Origin of the sequence: Streptomyces sp. TLI_105 (genome assembly GCF_900105415.1) — a bacterium.
Taxonomy (GTDB): Bacteria; Actinomycetota; Actinomycetes; order Streptomycetales; family Streptomycetaceae; genus Streptomyces.
Genome location: NZ_FNSM01000001.1, coordinates 2883064 through 2899155, shown reverse-complemented (window position 1 = coordinate 2899155; position 16092 = coordinate 2883064). Strand labels below are relative to the sequence as shown.

Here is a 16092-nt window from a genome sequence, read left to right as displayed (position 1 = left end):
CGCTGCGAGTCACCGGCCGACGGTGGCCGCCGTCAAGGGAGATCGGGGGTGCACGCGTGCGGATCGGACTGCTCACGGAGGGTGGCTACCCGTACGCCACCGGTGAGTCCGGACACTGGTGCGAACGGCTCGTGCACGGGCTCGGACAGCACCGGTTCGACCTCTACGCCCTCGGCCCCGCCGGCACCCCGCGGCCCCTGCCGCCGAACGCCCGCGTCGCCCGCACCGCCGACCTCGGCGGCCCCGACGGAGCCCCGGCGGCCTCCGGAACGTGGAGCCTCTGCGAGCAGCGCGCCTCCCGCCGGGCCTACGGACGCCACGAGCGGCGCCGCTTCACCGACGCCTACCACCGGCTCGCCACCGGCCTCTGCGCCGAGGACGACGAGACCTCCTTCGCCGACGGGCTCTACGCCCTCGCCGAACTCGCCCGCGAGCGCGGCGGACTGCCCGGGGCGCTCCGCTCCGACGACGCCGTCCGCGCCCTGGAGGCCGCCTGCCGCGCGCCGGGCGCACGCCGGGGCGCGGCCGCCGCCGGACTCCCCGACCACCTCGCCTTCGCCGAGCACCTGGAGCGGGTGCTTCGACCCCTCTCCCTCGACTGGTACGAGGACGACGCGCTCGGCGCCGCCGACCTCTGCCACGCCGCCGCCGGAGGCACCACCGCCCTCCCCGGCCTGCTGGCCAAACGCTTCTTCGGAACCCCGCTGCTCGTCACCGAGTACGGCGTACCGCTGCGCGCCCACTACCTCTCCGCGGCCGGCGCCCACCGCTCCACCCCCCTGCGCGCCCTGCTCGCCGCCCTCCACGGCCGGCTCGTCGGCGAGGTCTACCGGCAGGCCGCCCTCCTCACCCCCGGCAACGCCCACGCCCGCCGCTGGCAGGAGAAGTGCGGCGCCGACCGGGCCCGCATCCGCACCGTCCACCCCGGCATGGCCGCCGAACGCTTCGCCGAGGTCGGCGAGGACGAGGAGAGCGGCGACCCCGCCACCCTCGTCTGGGTCGGCCGCGTCGAGCCCGCCAAGGACCTCATCGGCCTCCTCCACGCCTTCGCCGAGATCCGGGCCCGCCAGCCCGACGCCCGGCTGCGGATCGTCGCCGTGCCCGAACGCGAACCGGGCGGCGGCGCCTACCTCACGTACTGCAAGGGACTCGCCGCCCAGCTCTTCCCCGACGAGGCCCCCGGGGCGCACGCCGTCGGCGAGAACCCCGTCACCTTCGAGGAGCTCGGCGGCCCCGAGGCGCCCACCCTGGAGGACACGTACGCCTCCGGCGCGCTCGTCGTCATGTCCAGCCTCGTCGAGGGCTTCCCCGCCAGCCTCGTCGAAGCGATGTTCTGCGCGCGGGCCACCGTCTCCACCGACGTCGGCGCCGTCGTCGAGATCATCGGCGGCACCGGCCTCGTCGTCCCCCCGCGCAACCCCCGGGCGCTCGCCGACGCCTGCCTCGCGCTGCTCCGCGACCCCGGGCGCCGCCACCGGCTCGGCGCCGCCGCCCGCGCCCGCGCACTCGAACTCTTCACCGTCGAACAGAACCTCGCCGCGTTCCGCGGCATCTACCTCGAACTCCTCTCCCACGCGCCGGTGCGCCACCGCCCCGGGGACGGCGTCCCCTTCGCCCACCCGGCCGAGGCCCATGTGCCCGGCAGCTGGGCGCACAAGACCGTGACCGCGGGGACGGGAGCCCCCGATGCCTGAAGGAGGCACCCCCATGCGCGGCTCCGCCGCCCCGACGAGCCCCGGAGCCTGGGACGCCCGCTCCGAAGCCCTCCTCGGCACCCCCGCCCTCACCGCGGCCGGCACCCTCGACCTGCGCGCCCCCGCCCCCGAGGACCCCGTCGACGCCGCCCCCTCCGGGATAGCCCCGCTCCCGGAGACGACCACCACGACGCCCCCGCGCCCCGGCACGGCCTGGGACACGCCGGAGGAGCCGGCCCCGGCGATGACGGACCGGCAGGAGCCGTCCCTGGAGGAGCGGCAGGGCCTGGCGCCGACGGAGTGGCAGGAACCGGCGTCGGTGGTCTGGCAGGACGCGGCCTCGGCGGCGGCCCCGTCGGATTCGCCGACCCCGCCGGCTTCCTGCCCGACCCCGTCGGCTTCCGGCCCGGTCCCGCCGGCCTCCGGCCCGGCCCCGAAGGGCCCCGGCCCGGACCTGGAGCCGGCCGACCGGGCCGAGTCGGTCGAGCAGCCCGAACGGCCCGAGCCGACCCGCGTCGAGGACCACCCCGCGGCCGCCCCGGCCGGCACCGCGCCCCGGCCCGCCCCGGACGGCACCGTCACGGACGGCACTGCGCCCCGGCCCGCCCCGGCCGGCACTGTCACGGATGGCACCCCGCCCCGGCCCGCCCCGGACGGCACCGTCACGGACGGCACCGCTCCGGCCGGCACCGCGCCCCGGCTCACACCGCCCGGCACCGCCGCGGACGCCGCCCGCCCCCGGGGTCGGCGCGGGCAGGCCGACCCCGTGAAGGTGCTCATGCACCGTCACCGGGAGCTCTGCGAGCGGGCCGTCGACCCGTTGGAGATCGCCGCGGGTCTCGAAGCGCAGGGGTTCACCGACCGGACCGCCGCGCGGTTCCGGCACCGGGACGTGTTCTCGCTCGCCGAGGAGCTGTACGCGCGCGTGCCCCGCGGACAGGAGAGGCCCGCGCCCGTCGCGGAGCCGGAGCGGGCACGGGCGCCCTGGGCGCTCGCCGCCCTCGCCCCCGGCGGGGCCGCCGGGCTCACGGGACTCGGACTCGCCTTCGGACACGGGCCCGCGCGGCTCGCCGTCGGGGCCGCCGGGGCCCTCGCCCTCGGCGGGGCCCTGCTGCTCGCCGTCCGGCAGGGCCCCTTCCGCGCCCCGGACGGGGGGACCGTCCCCGCCGCCCGGCTCTGGACCCTCTGGCTCCTGGCGTACGCGGTCGGCGGCGACGGACTCCTGGACCAGGTCCTCACCGGCGGCCCCGACGGGCCCTGGGAGATCGCCCCCGCACCCCTCCTGGGCCTCGCCCTCGCCGTCGCCCCCGCCGCCTGGGGCGCCCACCTCTTCGCGAGCCGGGCCCGCCGCCGGATCGCCGACAGCCGCGGCCTCGCCGACTTCGCCGCCGCCACCCGGCCGCTGCTCCTCGGCACCGTGACCCTCCAACTCCTCGCCCTCGCCGGCCTGCTGGCCCTCACCGGCTTCAGCTCCGGAGCCCTCGCCCTCGGGGCGCTCCTGCTGCTCGCCCGGCTCCACACCGTCCACGGCCATCCCGAGACGGCCGCCACCGTCCTCGCCGCCGCCTGCGCCGGCGAGGTCCTCGCCCTCGCGAGCGTCCTCGCCGCCCGCGTCCCCGCCCCCGGCTTCGACGCGCTCGCCGCCCCCGTGCGAGCCCTCGTCGAAGCCCGGGGCCCCGGGGCCGTACCCACCCTCGTCTGCGGCGCCGCCGCGCTCGGCCTGCTGGCCCACGCGACCGGTGCCCTCGCCCGGGCCTCGGCCCACGCCACCCCGTGAGCACCCCCATGAAGACCCCGCTCACCCGCGGAGCCGACGCCGCGGGCGTGCCCCGTCACCTTTCTCATCACCCCGCAAGGAGAACGAAGATCATGACCCCTCGAACCCAAGGACCGGCCGGTCGGCACGTAGGGGCCGCACGATGAGGGTGCTACTGCTCGGAGCCAACGGCTTCATCGGACGCTTCGTCGCCGACCGGCTGCTCGCCGACCCGGCCGTCCACCTCACCGCGCTCGGCCGGGGCGACGACGCCGACGTGCGCTTCGACCTCGCCTCCGGCAGCCCCGGCGCGCTCACCCGCTTCCTGGACGCCGTCCACCCCGGGGTCGTCGTCAACTGCGCCGGAGCCACCCGCGGCGGCGCCCGCGAGCTGACCCGGCACAACACCGTCGCCGTCGCCACCGTCTGCGAGGCGCTGCGCCGCAGCGGCTGCGGGGCCCGGCTCGTCCAGGTCGGCTGCGCCTCGGAGTACGGGCCGAGCCAGCCCGGCTCCTCCACGGCCGAGGACGCGATCCCGCGCCCCGGCGGCCCGTACGGCGTGTCCAAGCTCGCCGCGACGGAACTCGTCCTCGGCTCCGGACTCGACGCCGTCGTCCTGCGGGTCTTCTCCCCGGTCGGCCCCGGCACGCCCGCCGGCTCCCCGCTCGGCCGCCTCGCCGAGGCGATGCGCCGCGCCATGCAGGCCGGGGACGGCGAGCTCAAGCTCAGCGGCCTCGGCGTGCAGCGGGACTTCGTCGACGTACGGGACGTGGCGCGGGCCGTCCACGCCGCCTCCCTCTCCGCCGCCCAGGGCGTCGTCAACATCGGCACCGGCCGCGCCGTCAAGCTCCGGGACGCCGCCGCCGTCCTCGCCCGGGTCGCCGGCTACTCCGGCAATCTGCACGAGCTGGACGCCCCGCACGGCATCCCGCAGCGCCCGATGATCGGCGCCCCCCGCACCGAGGGGACCATCGCCGACCAGCTGGCCTCCGCCCCGTACCCGTACCCCGACGGCTGCGGGCCCTGGCAGCAGGCGGACGTCCGCACCGCCCGCGACCGGCTCGGCTGGCGGCCCCGGATCAATCTGGAGGAGTCCCTCGCCGACATCTGGATGGAGGCGGCGTGTCGCATCTGACGAGGACCACGGCCACCGGGGCCGTCCAGGCGCTCGGCTTCGGCGTCCCCGGCTACGCCCATCCGCTGCTCGCCCCCGTCGAGTGGGCCGAGCTGACCCGTCCGGGGACCCCGCTGCACTGGGCGGTGCTCAACGTGGCGGAGGGCCCCGGGAGCCGCCCCGACCCGCACTGTCTGGAGGCGGCCGGGAAGCTGCGGAACGCCGGGGTGAAGGTGCTCGGGCACCTGGACCTGGCGCACGGCTCCCGGCCCTTCGGGGAGCTCGTCTCGGACGCCCACCGCTTCCTCGACTGGTACCGGGTCGACGGCTTCTACCTGGACCGGGCCCCCGCCGACCGGGCGGACCTGGCCGGGACGCGGCGGCTCACCGCGGCCCTGGAGGCCGTCCTCGGCGGCGAGGCCCATCTCGTCCTCGGCCACGGCACCCACCCCCACCCGGGGTACGCCGAGGCCGCCGACCAGCTGGTGACCTTCGCCGGCTCCTGGGTGGACTACCGCTGGTCGCAGGTGGCGGAGTGGACCGCCGAGTACACGGAGGCCAAGTTCGTCCACCTCGTCCACGGGATTCCGCGCACCCACCTGGACGAGGCCCTGCGGATCGCCCGCTGGCAGGGGGCGGGAACGATCTTCTTCACGGACCGCGCGGGGCGGCCGGGACAAACCACACCATTCCAATCGCTGCCCGGCTACTGGGACGAAATCGTCTCGCGGATCGGAACGGGTGTCTCGGAATGAGAAGGGGCGTGGCAGTGTTACGGGGAGAACAACCGTACTGACATCCCGACCACCGGAGTCCCCGTGTCGCTGCCACCCCTGGTCGAGCCGGCCGCCGAGCTCACCGTAGACGAGGTCCGCAGGTACTCCCGCCACCTGATCATCCCCGACGTCGGGATGGACGGGCAGAAGCGGCTGAAGAACGCCAAGGTGCTGTGTGTGGGCGCCGGCGGCCTCGGTTCCCCGGCCCTGATGTACCTGGCCGCCGCCGGCGTGGGAACGCTCGGCATCGTGGAGTTCGACGAGGTGGACGAGTCGAACCTCCAGCGCCAGATCATCCACAGCCAGGCCGACATCGGCCGCTCCAAGGCCGAGTCGGCGCGCGACAGCGTGCTCGGCATCAACCCGTACGTGAACGTGATCCTTCACGAGGAGCGGCTCGAGGCCGACAACGTGATGGACATCTTCAGCCAGTACGACCTGATCGTCGACGGCACCGACAACTTCGCCACCCGTTACCTGGTGAACGACGCCTGCGTGCTGCTGAACAAGCCGTACGTCTGGGGCTCGATCTACCGCTTCGACGGCCAGGCGTCCGTCTTCTGGTCCGAGTACGGCCCCTGCTACCGCTGCCTCTACCCGGAGCCCCCGCCGCCGGGCATGGTCCCGTCCTGCGCCGAGGGCGGCGTCCTGGGCGTGCTCTGCGCGTCCATCGGCTCCATCCAGGTCACCGAGGCCATCAAGGTCCTGGCCGGCGTGGGCGACCCGCTGGTCGGCCGTCTGATGATCTACGACGCCCTGGAGATGCAGTACCGCCAGGTCAAGGTCCGCAAGGACCCCAACTGCGCGGTCTGCGGCGAGAACCCGACCGTCACCGAGCTCATCGACTACGAGGCCTTCTGCGGCGTCGTGTCCGAGGAGGCCCAGGAGGCGGCGCTCGGCTCGACGATCACTCCGAAGCAGCTCAAGGAGTGGATCGACGCGGACGAGAAGATCGACATCATCGACGTCCGCGAGCCGAACGAGTACGAGATCGTCTCGATCCCGGGCGCGCGGCTGATCCCGAAGAACGAGTTCCTGATGGGCAACGCCCTCCAGGACCTCCCGCAGGACAGGCGGATCGTCCTGCACTGCAAGACGGGTGTCCGCAGTGCGGAAGTCCTCGCGGTGCTCAAGTCCGCGGGCTTCGCGGACGCGGTCCACGTCGGCGGCGGCGTGATCGGCTGGGTCCACCAGATCGAGCCCGAGAAGCCGGTCTACTAGAGCGGTGAACGGAAGGCCCCGGACCTGACTCCCTCAGGTCCGGGGCCTTCCGCGCGCCCGGGGCCGTCACTTCTTGCAGACCGTGCCCGAGGCCGGGACCTTGCCCGCCAGCAGGTAGTCGTCCACCGCCTTCTTCACGCACGTGCTGCCGCCGTTGTACGCGCCGTGGCCCTCGCCCTCGTACGTCAGCTCCACCCCGACGCCCTTGCCGAGCGCCTTCACCATGGCCCGGGCGCCCTCGTACGGCGTGGCCGGGTCGCCGGTGTTCCCGACGACCAGGATCGGCGCCGAGCCCGGCGCGGAGACGTCCGGGTGCTCCCACCCTCCCGGCACCGGCCAGTTCGAGCAGCTCGCCAGCGCCCAGCCCATGAAGTCGCCGAAGACGGGGGAGGCCTCGCGGAACTGGCCGAGCCGCTCCTTCGCCTGCCCGAGGGTGTAGCGCTCCTTGAAGTCCACGCAGTTGATCGCCGCGTTCGCGGCCTGGATGTTGCTGTACGAGCCGTTCTCGCCGCGCCCGTTCATCGAGTCGGACAGGGAGAGGAGCAGTCCCCCGTCGCCGCCGTCGGCCGCGTCCAGCCCCTGCTCCAGATACGGCCAGAACTCCTTCGAGTACAGGGCCTGCGCGATGCCGTTGGTGGCCTGCGTCTGGGTCAGCTTCCGGTCGCCGATGCCGGGGATCGGCTTCTTGTCGAGGGCCGCGAGGAGGTCCGTGATCCCCTTCTCGATCTCGGCGACGCTGTCGCCCGGCAGCGCGCACTCGTCGCCGCGGTCCACACAGTCCTGGGCGAAGTTGTCCAGCGCGAGCTGGAAGCCCTTCGCCTGGCCGAGGGCGCCGTCCTCGACGCCCGCCTCCGGGTCGACGACCGCGTCGAAGACGGCCCGGCCCACGTTCTCGGGGAACATGTGGGCGTAGACGCCGCCGAGTTCGGTGCCGTACGAGATGCCGAAGTAGTGCAGCTTCTCGTCGCCGAGGACCTGGCGCATCAGGTCCAGGTCCCGGGCCGCGTTCTCCGTGCCGACGTGCGGCAGGGCCGCGCCCGCGTCCCGCTCGCAGCCCTTCGCGTACCGCTTCTGCGCGTCGGAGAGCGTCCGCTCCTCGGCGGTGTCGTCGGGGGTGAAGTCCAGGGCGTAGTAGGCGTCGAGCTCCTTGTCGCTGGCGCACTCGACGGGGTCGCTGCGGCCGACCCCGCGCGGGTCGAAGGAGACCAGGTCGTAGCGGCCGCGCAGGGCCTCGTAGTCGTTCGCGAAACCGGGCAGGCCCTTGATGCCGGAGCCGCCGGGCCCGCCGAAGTTGAAGACGAGCGAACCGATCCGCCGGGAGGCGTCACGGGCCCTGGCCCGGATGAGGGCCAGCTCGATCCTGTCGCCGTCCGGCGCCGACCAGTCGAGCGGCGCCTGGAGGAAGGAGCACTCCCAGGCGGTCCCCCCGGGCAGCGGTGAGGGCGAGGTCCCCCCGCCCTCGGCGGCGGACGGCGGCGGGCACGGCGCCCAGGACAGCTTCTGCGCCGTCAGCGCCGACGGGCCGCTCGCGGCGGCGGACGGCCTCGCCGCGTTCGCCGCCCCGTCTCCCCCGTCCGAGCAACCGGCGGCGAGCAGCACGGTGGTGGCGGTGAGCAGAGCGGCGCGCTGGGCGGCGGAGATCGGCATAGGCCCATCGTGGGCCGCCGCCCGCGCCCCCGCGCGGGACGGGGGTCCAAGCGGGTGGCGGACGAGGGGGGCCCGCCGGTCACGCCATGGGCTCGGCCCGACCGGCGGGACGGGCCCCTACAGGGCTTCCCGCTTGGTCAGCCAGTTGAAGCAGAGCCACCCCGGCAGCACCGGGATCCACAGCGTCAGCAGGCGGTAGAGGAGCACCGCCGGGGTCGCGACCTCGATCGGCAGGCCGCCGACGGTGACCAGGCCGACGGTGAGCGCGCCCTCGACCGCGCCGACACCGCCCGGGGTGGGCGCCGCCGAACCGAGAGCGTTGCCCGCGAGGAAGACGACGGCCACGGTCGCGTAACTGATCGTCTGGTTCCCGTGGCTGAAGGCCCGGATCGAGGCGTCCAGACAGAGGACGAACACGAGGGTCAGGAACAGCATCCCGCTGATGCCCGTCGCCAGCTTCACCGGCCGCTGGAGCACGTCCAGCATGCGGGGCACCACACCGGCGAAGAGCGAGCGCAGCCGCGTCGAGACGAACTTGCGCATGAACGGGATCGCCGTCACCACCAGGACGAGCACCGCGACCGTCAGGAGCCCGGCGATCACCGTCCTCGACGGGGTGAAGGACTGCGACTTCTCGGTGCCCGTCAGATAGCCGAAGGAGAGCAGGAGCAGGATGTGGGCCCCGAGACCGAAGAGCTGCGAGGCGCCGACGCTCGCCACCGCGAGCCCCGGGCGCACTCCCGAGCGCTGGAGGAAGCGGGTGTTCAGGGCGACGCCGCCGACCGCCGCCGGGGCGACGATCTTCACGAAGGAGCCGGCGATCTGCGCCACCACCGTCCGCCAGAACCCGACCCGCTCGGGGACGAAGCCGAGCAGGCTCATCGCCGCCGCCACATAGCTGAGCGCCGAGAACAGCACGGCCGCCGCGACCCACCGCCAGTCCGCCTCGCTGACCGTCGACAGCGGCGTACGGGCGATCTGCGAGAGCAGGAAGTACGCGGCGACCGCGCCCGCGATCAGGCTGACCAGCGTCCGCGGCTTGATCCGTTCCAGCCGGACCGGCTCCACCGGGGCCTGCGGGCGGATCAGCAGCACCTGCTGCCGGATCTGCGCGAGCAGGTCCTCCTCGCGGGCCTCGTCCAGGGCGGTGTCCAGGGCCCGCTTCTCGGCCTTCTTGTCCGCCTTCTTCTCGGCCTTCGTCTCCGCCCGTACGGCCTTCCGGTCCGCCGCCGCCTCGGCCTTGGCGAGCTCCCGCTCGTGCTTGGCCGCCTCCGAGGCCGCGAGCACGGCCTCGCGCTCCCGCGCGGACCGCTCCCGCGCCCGCTTCCGCAGCGTCGCGCGCGTGGAGCGGCTCAGGGCGATCGGCTGGAGCAGCGGCAGACAGTCGGCGACGGTGTCCGGGCCGAGCACCTCGACGGCCGCGGCGACCGCCCGATCCGCCCCCACCCGCAGGCCGAGGGTGGTGAGCAGCTGGGCGATGTCCATCCGCAGGACCAGGTCGCCGGCCGCGATCTCGCCGCCCCGCAGATCGGTGAGGATCACCTTGCCGGAACGATCCACCAGGATCGCGTCCCCCGTGAGCCGACGGTGCGCGATCCGCCGCGACTGCAGCGCCCGGACCTGCCGCCAGGCGCTGCGGACCAGCTCGTCGGTGATCTCGGCGTCGTCGAGCGAGTCCAGGTTCCGGCCGCCGATGTGCTCGTACACCAGCATCACGGCGTCCGGGCCGAGCTCCGAGGTGGCGATCAGCTTGGGCGCGTTCGCCCCGGCGGCGATCGCCGCGTACGCGAGGAGCGCCTCCTGCTCCAGGGCCTGGCGCAGCGAGACGATCGAGCGGCGGGTGGTGATCGTCCGCAGCGTGATCCGCCGCCACGCGCGGTAGAAGAAGCCGTGCGCCTGCTGCTCCCGGTCGACGACGGTGACGTCGAGCGGCGGTCCGTCCTCCAGGGTCACGATGTAACGGCGGCCCCGGTCGGCGCTGTCCGCCGAGTCGGGCACGCCCTCGGCGCGCAGCGCGGTCACCGGCCGGAAGCCGACCCGGCGCAGCCCGGCGAGGAGGGTCTGCCCGGTGGGCCGGACGTTCGGCGAGCCGACGGCGTACAGCGTGCCGTACGCCACCGTCCAGCCGATCAGGACGGTCAGGATGATCGAGAGGGCGGTGGTGTAGCCGGCCACCAGCATCGTGAACGCGTCGAGCAGCAGCACCACCCAGAGCGACACCCGCCAGCGGGGCCTGCGGGCCATGCCGACGGCCGTCATGTACGCGATCACCGGCGCGAGGTAGTTGTGCACCGGGTCCGTGAGCCCGCCCCCGGACTGCGGCTGGGTCAGCGCGTCCTGCACCGTGCCGGGCGCGGCCTGGGCGACCCACAGGTCGGTGGCGAGGGTGACGCCGTGCGCCAGGACGGCGGCGAGGACGCCGTCCGCGATGCGCAGCCCGTCCCGCTTGATCAGCCGCTCGATGGCGAAGGCGACCGGCACGAGCAGGACGGCGATGGACGAGACGAGACCGGCGATCTTGACGAAGACGTCCGGGGTGCCGGTCGCCCCCTTGTTGATGTCCTGCTCCAGGCCCGAGGTCGTGGCGTGGGCGAACGCGGCGACGGCGATGACGAGCCCGATGGCGAGCAGACCGACGAGCAGCCGCATGAGGTCGGAGGGCCGGTGGACGCGGGCGGCGAGCAGCGGCTCGTCACCGGAGACCCGCTCGGGCACGTCGGGCTGGGCCCCGCCGGGAGGCTGCGTGTCCTGCCCCATCACCATGTCCGTCTCTGCATGCGCGTCTTGTCGATCTCGTTCTGGTCCGTCTTGTTCTTGTACTTGTCGCTCTTGATCTCGTATCACCAGTCACCGCCCGCACGATGGTGGCACGAAGAGCTGCCGCGCGGAGGCATCAGGGCCATGTCGGTGGGGTGAGGCAGGATGGGGCGGATGAGCATGGAGGAGCCCGTGGGGGAGACCGGAGAACTGCCCGAGTACGCGGAGCGGGTGCTCGACCTCGCCGACGCGATCCCTCCCGGCCGGGTCATGACCTACGGCGACGTGGCCGAGTGGCTCGGCGAGGGCGGACCGCGCCAAGTGGGCCGGGTCATGGCCCTGTACGGCGGGACGGCCCCCTGGTGGCGGGTGGTCCGCGCCGACGGCACGCTGCTGCCCGGCCACGAGCTCCGGGCCCTCGGCCACTACCGCGAGGAGGGCACTCCGCTGCGCGCGGCGGGCCCGGCGGCCGAGGGACACGTGCCGAGGATCGACATGCGCCGGGCCCGCTGGGACGGAACTCACATCTGAGGGAGCCGCCCCGGTCGGCCCGGGCGGAACGGCCCCGCGGGGGTGGAAGCGGTACGGAGTGCGGCTTGTCGGCGGCCCGCTTCGCGTAACGTCTTCGCTCGCGTCTCCCGAGGCGGCGGCCACGGCACACGGCCGCCTCACCCGCACCACCACACCCACCAGGACCGGCGAACCACGTGAGCTCCTCCTCCACCACCCGGCGTACGCCGCCGCACCAGGGACAGCCGTACCCGGGTACGGGACGGCAGCGGACCCCGGGCGCGTACCGACTGGTACGCACCACGCCGGCCCCGCTGGATCCCCCTCAGCTGGACGCAGTCCAGCGGGAAGTGGTTGACCACACCGGCGGACCTCTTCTCGTCCTCGCCGGACCCGGCACCGGCAAGACGACCACGCTGGTCGAGGCGGTCGCCGCCCGCATGGAGAACGGCGCCGACCCCGAGCGCCTCCTCGTCCTCACCTTCAGCCGCAAGGCCGCCGTCGAACTCCGCGACCGCATGGCCACCCGGCTCGGCGGCCGCCGCCCCCCGCAGGCGACGACCTTCCACTCGTACTGCTACGCCCTCATCCGCGCCCACCAGGACGCCGAGCTCTTCGCCGAACCGCTCCGGCTGCTCTCCGGACCCGAGCAGGACCTCGCCGTCCGCGAACTGCTCGCCGGCCAGATCGACCTGGAGCAGGCGGGCCTCGGCCGGGTCGGCTGGCCCGACGAACTCCGCGCCTGCCTCACCACCCGGGGCTTCGCCGACGAGGTACGGGCCGTCCTCGCGCGCTCCCGCGAACTGGGCCTCGGACCGGACGCGCTCGCCCGCTTCGCGGACCGGGTCGGCCGCCCGGACTGGAAGGCCGCGGCCGGCTTCCTCGCCGAGTACCTCGACGTCCTCGACCTCCAGGGCGTCCTCGACTACGCGGAGCTCGTCCACCGGGCCGTACCGCTCGCCCGGGACGCCCGCATGCCCGCGTACGACGCGATCTACGTCGACGAGTACCAGGACACCGACCCGGCGCAGGTCCGGCTGCTGCACGCGCTCGCGGGCCACGGCCGGAGCACGGTCGTCGCCTTCGGCGACCCGGACCAGTCCATCTACGCCTTCCGCGGCGCCGACGTGAACGGCATCCTCGACTTCCCGTCCTCCTTCGCCGGCGCGGAGGTCCGCGTCCTGCGCACCTCGCGCCGCGCGGGTACGGAGCTGCTCGGGGCGACCCGGCTGCTCGCCCAGCGCATGCCGATGCCCCGGCTCCCCGCCGACAAGGTCCGCGCCCACCGCGAGCTCGCCCCGACGCGGGACGGGGGACGGGCGGAGGCGTACACGTACCCCACGGCCTCGGCGGAGGCCGAGAACATCGCCGACCTGCTGCGCCGCGCCCACCTGGAGGACGGCGTCCCCTGGCAGGACATGGCCGTCCTCACCCGCGCCGCCGCCTCCCTCCCGTCCCTCCGCCGCGCCCTCACCTCGGCAGGCGTCCCGGTGGAAACGGACGCGGCGGACACCCCCCTCCGCCACGAACCGGCGGTGGCCCCGCTGCTGCTGGCGCTGCGGGCGGTGGCGGGGGTCGCGGCTCCACGCCCCACGCCCCCGGTCGCGGGCGAGCCTTCCGCACCCCCGGTCGTGGGCATGCGTTCCGCCGGGGCGGAACGGGTGGGCACAACCGCCGCCGACGGCGCCGCACCCACCCCGGACGCCGATCCCCGGGACGGCGCACCCGACCGGGACGGCGCCCCCGACACGGCCGGCACTTCAGGCGCCCCCGGCCCCGAAGCGACCTGGCTCCCCGTCGAGACGGCACTCGAACTGCTCGCGTCCCCCCTTGCCGGAGTGGACCCCGCCGACCTGCGAAGGCTGGGCCGAGCCCTGCGGGACGAAGAGCGCACCGCGGGCAACAAGGTCCCGCCCCCCTCCGACGTCCTCCTCGCAAGGGCCCTCGCCGAGCCCGAGCGCCTCGTCGCGCACGACCCCGCGTACGCACGCGGCGCCCAGCGCCTCGGGCAGCTCCTCCAGGAGACCCGCGCGCTGCTCGACGCCGGCGGCACCGCCGAGGAGGCCCTCTGGGTGCTCTGGCAGGGCACCCCCTGGCCCGGCCGTCTGGAGCGCGCCGCCCTCCGCGGCGGCCCCGCCGGCCGCAACGCCGACCGTGACCTCGACGCCGTCTGCGCCCTCTTCGAGACCGCCGCCCGCGCCGAGGAGCGCGTCGGCGGCCGAGGCGTCCTCAACTTCCTGGAGGAGCTCGACGCCCAGGACATCGCCGCCGACACCCTCACCCGCCGGCACACCCGCCCCGACGCCGTCCGTCTGATGACCGCGCACCGCTCCAAGGGCCTGGAGTGGAGCTTCGTCGTCGTCGCCGGTGTGCAGGAGGGCCTCTGGCCGGACCTCCGCCGCCGGGGCTCCCTCCTCGAAGCGGACCGCATCGGCCGTGACGGCCTCGCCGAGCCCCTCAGCCCCGGCGCCCTCCTCGCGGAGGAGCGCCGGTTGTTCTACGTCGCCGCCACCCGCGCCCGCGACCGGCTCGTCGTGACCGCCGTGAAGGCCGCGGCCGAGGACGGCGACCAGCCGTCCCGTTTCCTCGCCGAGTTCGGCGTCGAGCCGAAGGACGTCCCGGGCCGCCCGCGCCGCCCGCTCGCCGTCTCCGCCCTGGTCGCCGAGCTCCGCGCCACCACCGTCGACCCGGAGGCCTCGCCCGCGCTCCGCGAGGCGGCCGCCGACCGGCTCGCCCGGCTGGCCGCGCTCACCGACGAGGACGGCCAGCCGCTGGTTCCGGCCGCGCATCCGGACCGCTGGTGGGGCCTGTTCGAGCCGACCCACAGCGCGGCGCCGCTGCGTGACCGCGACCGGCCGGTGGCGCTGTCGCCGAGCTCCCTGGAGAACCTGGTCTCCACCTGCGCCCTCCAGTGGTTCCTGGGCCGGGAGGTCAAGGCGGCGGCCCCGGCCACCGCCGCCCAGGGCTTCGGGAACGTCGTCCACGTCCTCGCCGACGAGGTCGCCACCGGGCGCACCCCGGCCGACCTCGACGTCCTCATGGCCCGGCTGGACTCCGTGTGGGACGCCCTCGCCTTCGACGCGCCCTGGAAGTCGGCCCAGGAGAAGCAGAACGCGCGCGTGGCCCTCGAACGCTTCCTGAGCTGGCACGTGATGGACCGCGGCGGCCGCACCCCGGCCGCCTCCGAGCACGGTTTCGACGTGACCCTGGCGGCGGGGGAGTACGAGGTCCGCATCCGGGGCTCCATGGACCGCGTCGAGACCGACGAGCACGGGCGCGCGTACGTCGTCGACTTCAAGACCGGCAAGTCGGCCCCCACCCGTGACGAGGTCGCCCACCATCCGCAGCTCGCCGTCTACCAGCTCGCGGTGCGGGAGGGCGCCCTCGACGAGGTCTTCGGCGGCGACCGCCCGGAGCCGGGCGGCGCGGAGCTCGTGCAGCTGCGGCAGGCGGCCCCGAAGAAGGAGGGCGGCGACGCCCTGCCCAAGGTCCAGGCGCAGGAGCCGCTGACCGGGGAGTGGGTCGGCGAGCTGCTCGCCAACGCGGCGGGCCGGGTCCTCGACGAGCGGTTCACCCCGAGCACCGGCCAGCACTGCACGACCTGCGCCTTCCGGGCCTCGTGCAGCGCCCGCCCGGAGGGCCGCCAGGTCGTCGACTGATCCCCGCCCCGCCCCCGGCCCGGCCCCGCCCCGCCCCCGGCCCGGTCGCGGCCACGCGCGCGTGGGGCGACCCTGGTGGACAGGGGTCCGGGAACGCGAGGAGGCCCGCATGGCGTCCCACCGAAAGCTCCGCGCCGCGGCGGTCGTCTGCGCCGTCGTCGTCGTCATGGGACCCGCGCCGGCCGTGGCCTGGGCGGCGCCCGCCCGGGCCGGCGCCGTCCCGTCCGGTGCCGCGGCGCCCGCGCCCGCTCCCTCCCCGGATCCGTTCGAGGGCCTCACCGCCGACGAGATCGGCGACCGGGCCGTGACCGCCACCCAGTCCGCGACGTCCCTGCGCATGACCGGCCGGGTCGTCAGCGACGGCCAGCCGCTCGACATCGACTTCGCCGTCAACGACAGCGACGAGTGCACCGGCGTCATGAAGATCAAGGGCGGCACCTCCGAGCTGCGCCGCGTCGACCACGTCACCTACATCAAGGGCGACAAGGCCTTCTGGCGGGCCTCCATGGCCTCCCAGGGCATGCCGGAGGCGCAGATCACGGCCACCCTCGAACTGATCAAGGACCGCTGGCTGAAGATCGCCCCGGGGCAGGCGGGCAGCCAGGACCTCGGCGGCGTCTGCGACCTGAAGTCGCTCCTCGCCGACCTGGACAAGGACAAGGAGCAGCGCAGGGGACTGACCCGGGGGCCGGACGGCAAGGTCGACAAGACCCCCGTCGCGACCCTGGTGAAGAAGAAGGCCCGCGGCGAGACGGCCACCGTGTCCGTCTCGGAGCAGGGCAAACCGTACATCCTGAAGATGGTCAGGACAGGCGGCAAGGAGCCCGGCACCCTCGTGCTCTCCGACTACGACAAGCCGGTCGACGTGAAGGCCCCGCCGCCCGACGAGACGGTCGACCTCTCGAAGCTCGACCAGGGCACGTCCGCGTAGAAGCGCAGGTGAGAACCGTGCGGGGCC

10 protein-coding genes are annotated in these 16092 nt (G+C 74.8%); 8 read left to right on the top strand and 2 right to left on the bottom strand.

Translation table 11 applies throughout. The annotated features are described in order from the left end of the window. Window positions 1-56: 56 nt before the first annotated feature. From BLW86_RS13035 to moeZ, 5 genes are all read left to right on the top strand, one after another. Window positions 57-1694, top strand: coding sequence for a glycosyltransferase (locus tag BLW86_RS13035; RefSeq protein WP_093874195.1), 1638 nt, complete (start codon window positions 57-59; stop codon window positions 1692-1694). A gap of 13 nt (window positions 1695-1707) precedes the next feature. Next, window positions 1708-3471 carry a hypothetical protein gene (locus BLW86_RS13030; RefSeq protein WP_371129478.1) on the top strand — a complete coding sequence of 588 codons (1764 nt, stop codon included), beginning with the start codon at window positions 1708-1710 and terminating at the stop codon, window positions 3469-3471. 142 nt (window positions 3472-3613) lie between these two features. Then, window positions 3614-4585, top strand: coding sequence for an NAD-dependent epimerase/dehydratase family protein (locus tag BLW86_RS13025; protein WP_093874194.1), 972 nt, complete (start codon window positions 3614-3616; stop codon window positions 4583-4585). Then, window positions 4573-5319: a spherulation-specific family 4 protein gene (locus tag BLW86_RS13020; protein WP_093874193.1), complete on the top strand. Its 747-nt coding sequence runs from the start codon at window positions 4573-4575 to the stop codon at window positions 5317-5319. Before BLW86_RS13025 ends, BLW86_RS13020 begins: the two co-directional genes overlap by 13 nt. A 63-nt stretch (window positions 5320-5382) precedes the next feature. Next, window positions 5383-6561, top strand: coding sequence for an adenylyltransferase/sulfurtransferase MoeZ (moeZ, locus tag BLW86_RS13015; RefSeq protein ID WP_093874192.1), 1179 nt, complete (start codon window positions 5383-5385; stop codon window positions 6559-6561). A 66-nt stretch (window positions 6562-6627) separates the two neighbouring features. On the opposite strand, the gene BLW86_RS13010 is transcribed toward moeZ, so the two are convergent. Both BLW86_RS13010 and BLW86_RS13005 read right to left on the bottom strand, forming a co-directional pair. Then, window positions 6628-8208, bottom strand: a complete 1581-nt coding sequence (locus tag BLW86_RS13010) for an alpha/beta hydrolase (RefSeq protein ID WP_093874191.1) — start codon at window positions 8206-8208, stop codon at window positions 6628-6630. A 117-nt stretch (window positions 8209-8325) separates the two neighbouring features. Then, window positions 8326-10971, bottom strand: a complete 2646-nt coding sequence (locus BLW86_RS13005; protein ID WP_093874190.1) for a lysylphosphatidylglycerol synthase transmembrane domain-containing protein — start codon at window positions 10969-10971, stop codon at window positions 8326-8328. A gap of 159 nt (window positions 10972-11130) precedes the next feature. Here BLW86_RS13005 and BLW86_RS13000 point away from each other — a divergent pair, with 159 nt between their 5' ends. The 3 genes from BLW86_RS13000 (at window position 11131) to BLW86_RS12990 (ending at window position 16065) form a co-directional block, all read left to right on the top strand. After that, the gene (locus BLW86_RS13000; RefSeq protein ID WP_093874189.1) at window positions 11131-11496 is read left to right on the top strand and encodes an MGMT family protein; all 366 of its coding nucleotides are present in this window, start codon (window positions 11131-11133) and stop codon (window positions 11494-11496) included. A gap of 176 nt (window positions 11497-11672) precedes the next feature. Then, entirely contained in the window at window positions 11673-15134 is a 3462-nt protein-coding gene (locus BLW86_RS12995) for an ATP-dependent helicase (RefSeq protein WP_093874188.1), read from the top strand. 109 nt (window positions 15135-15243) lie between these two features. Next, window positions 15244-16065 carry a hypothetical protein gene (locus BLW86_RS12990; RefSeq protein WP_093874187.1) on the top strand — a complete coding sequence of 274 codons (822 nt, stop codon included), beginning with the start codon at window positions 15244-15246 and terminating at the stop codon, window positions 16063-16065. Window positions 16066-16092: the final 27 nt, after the last annotated feature.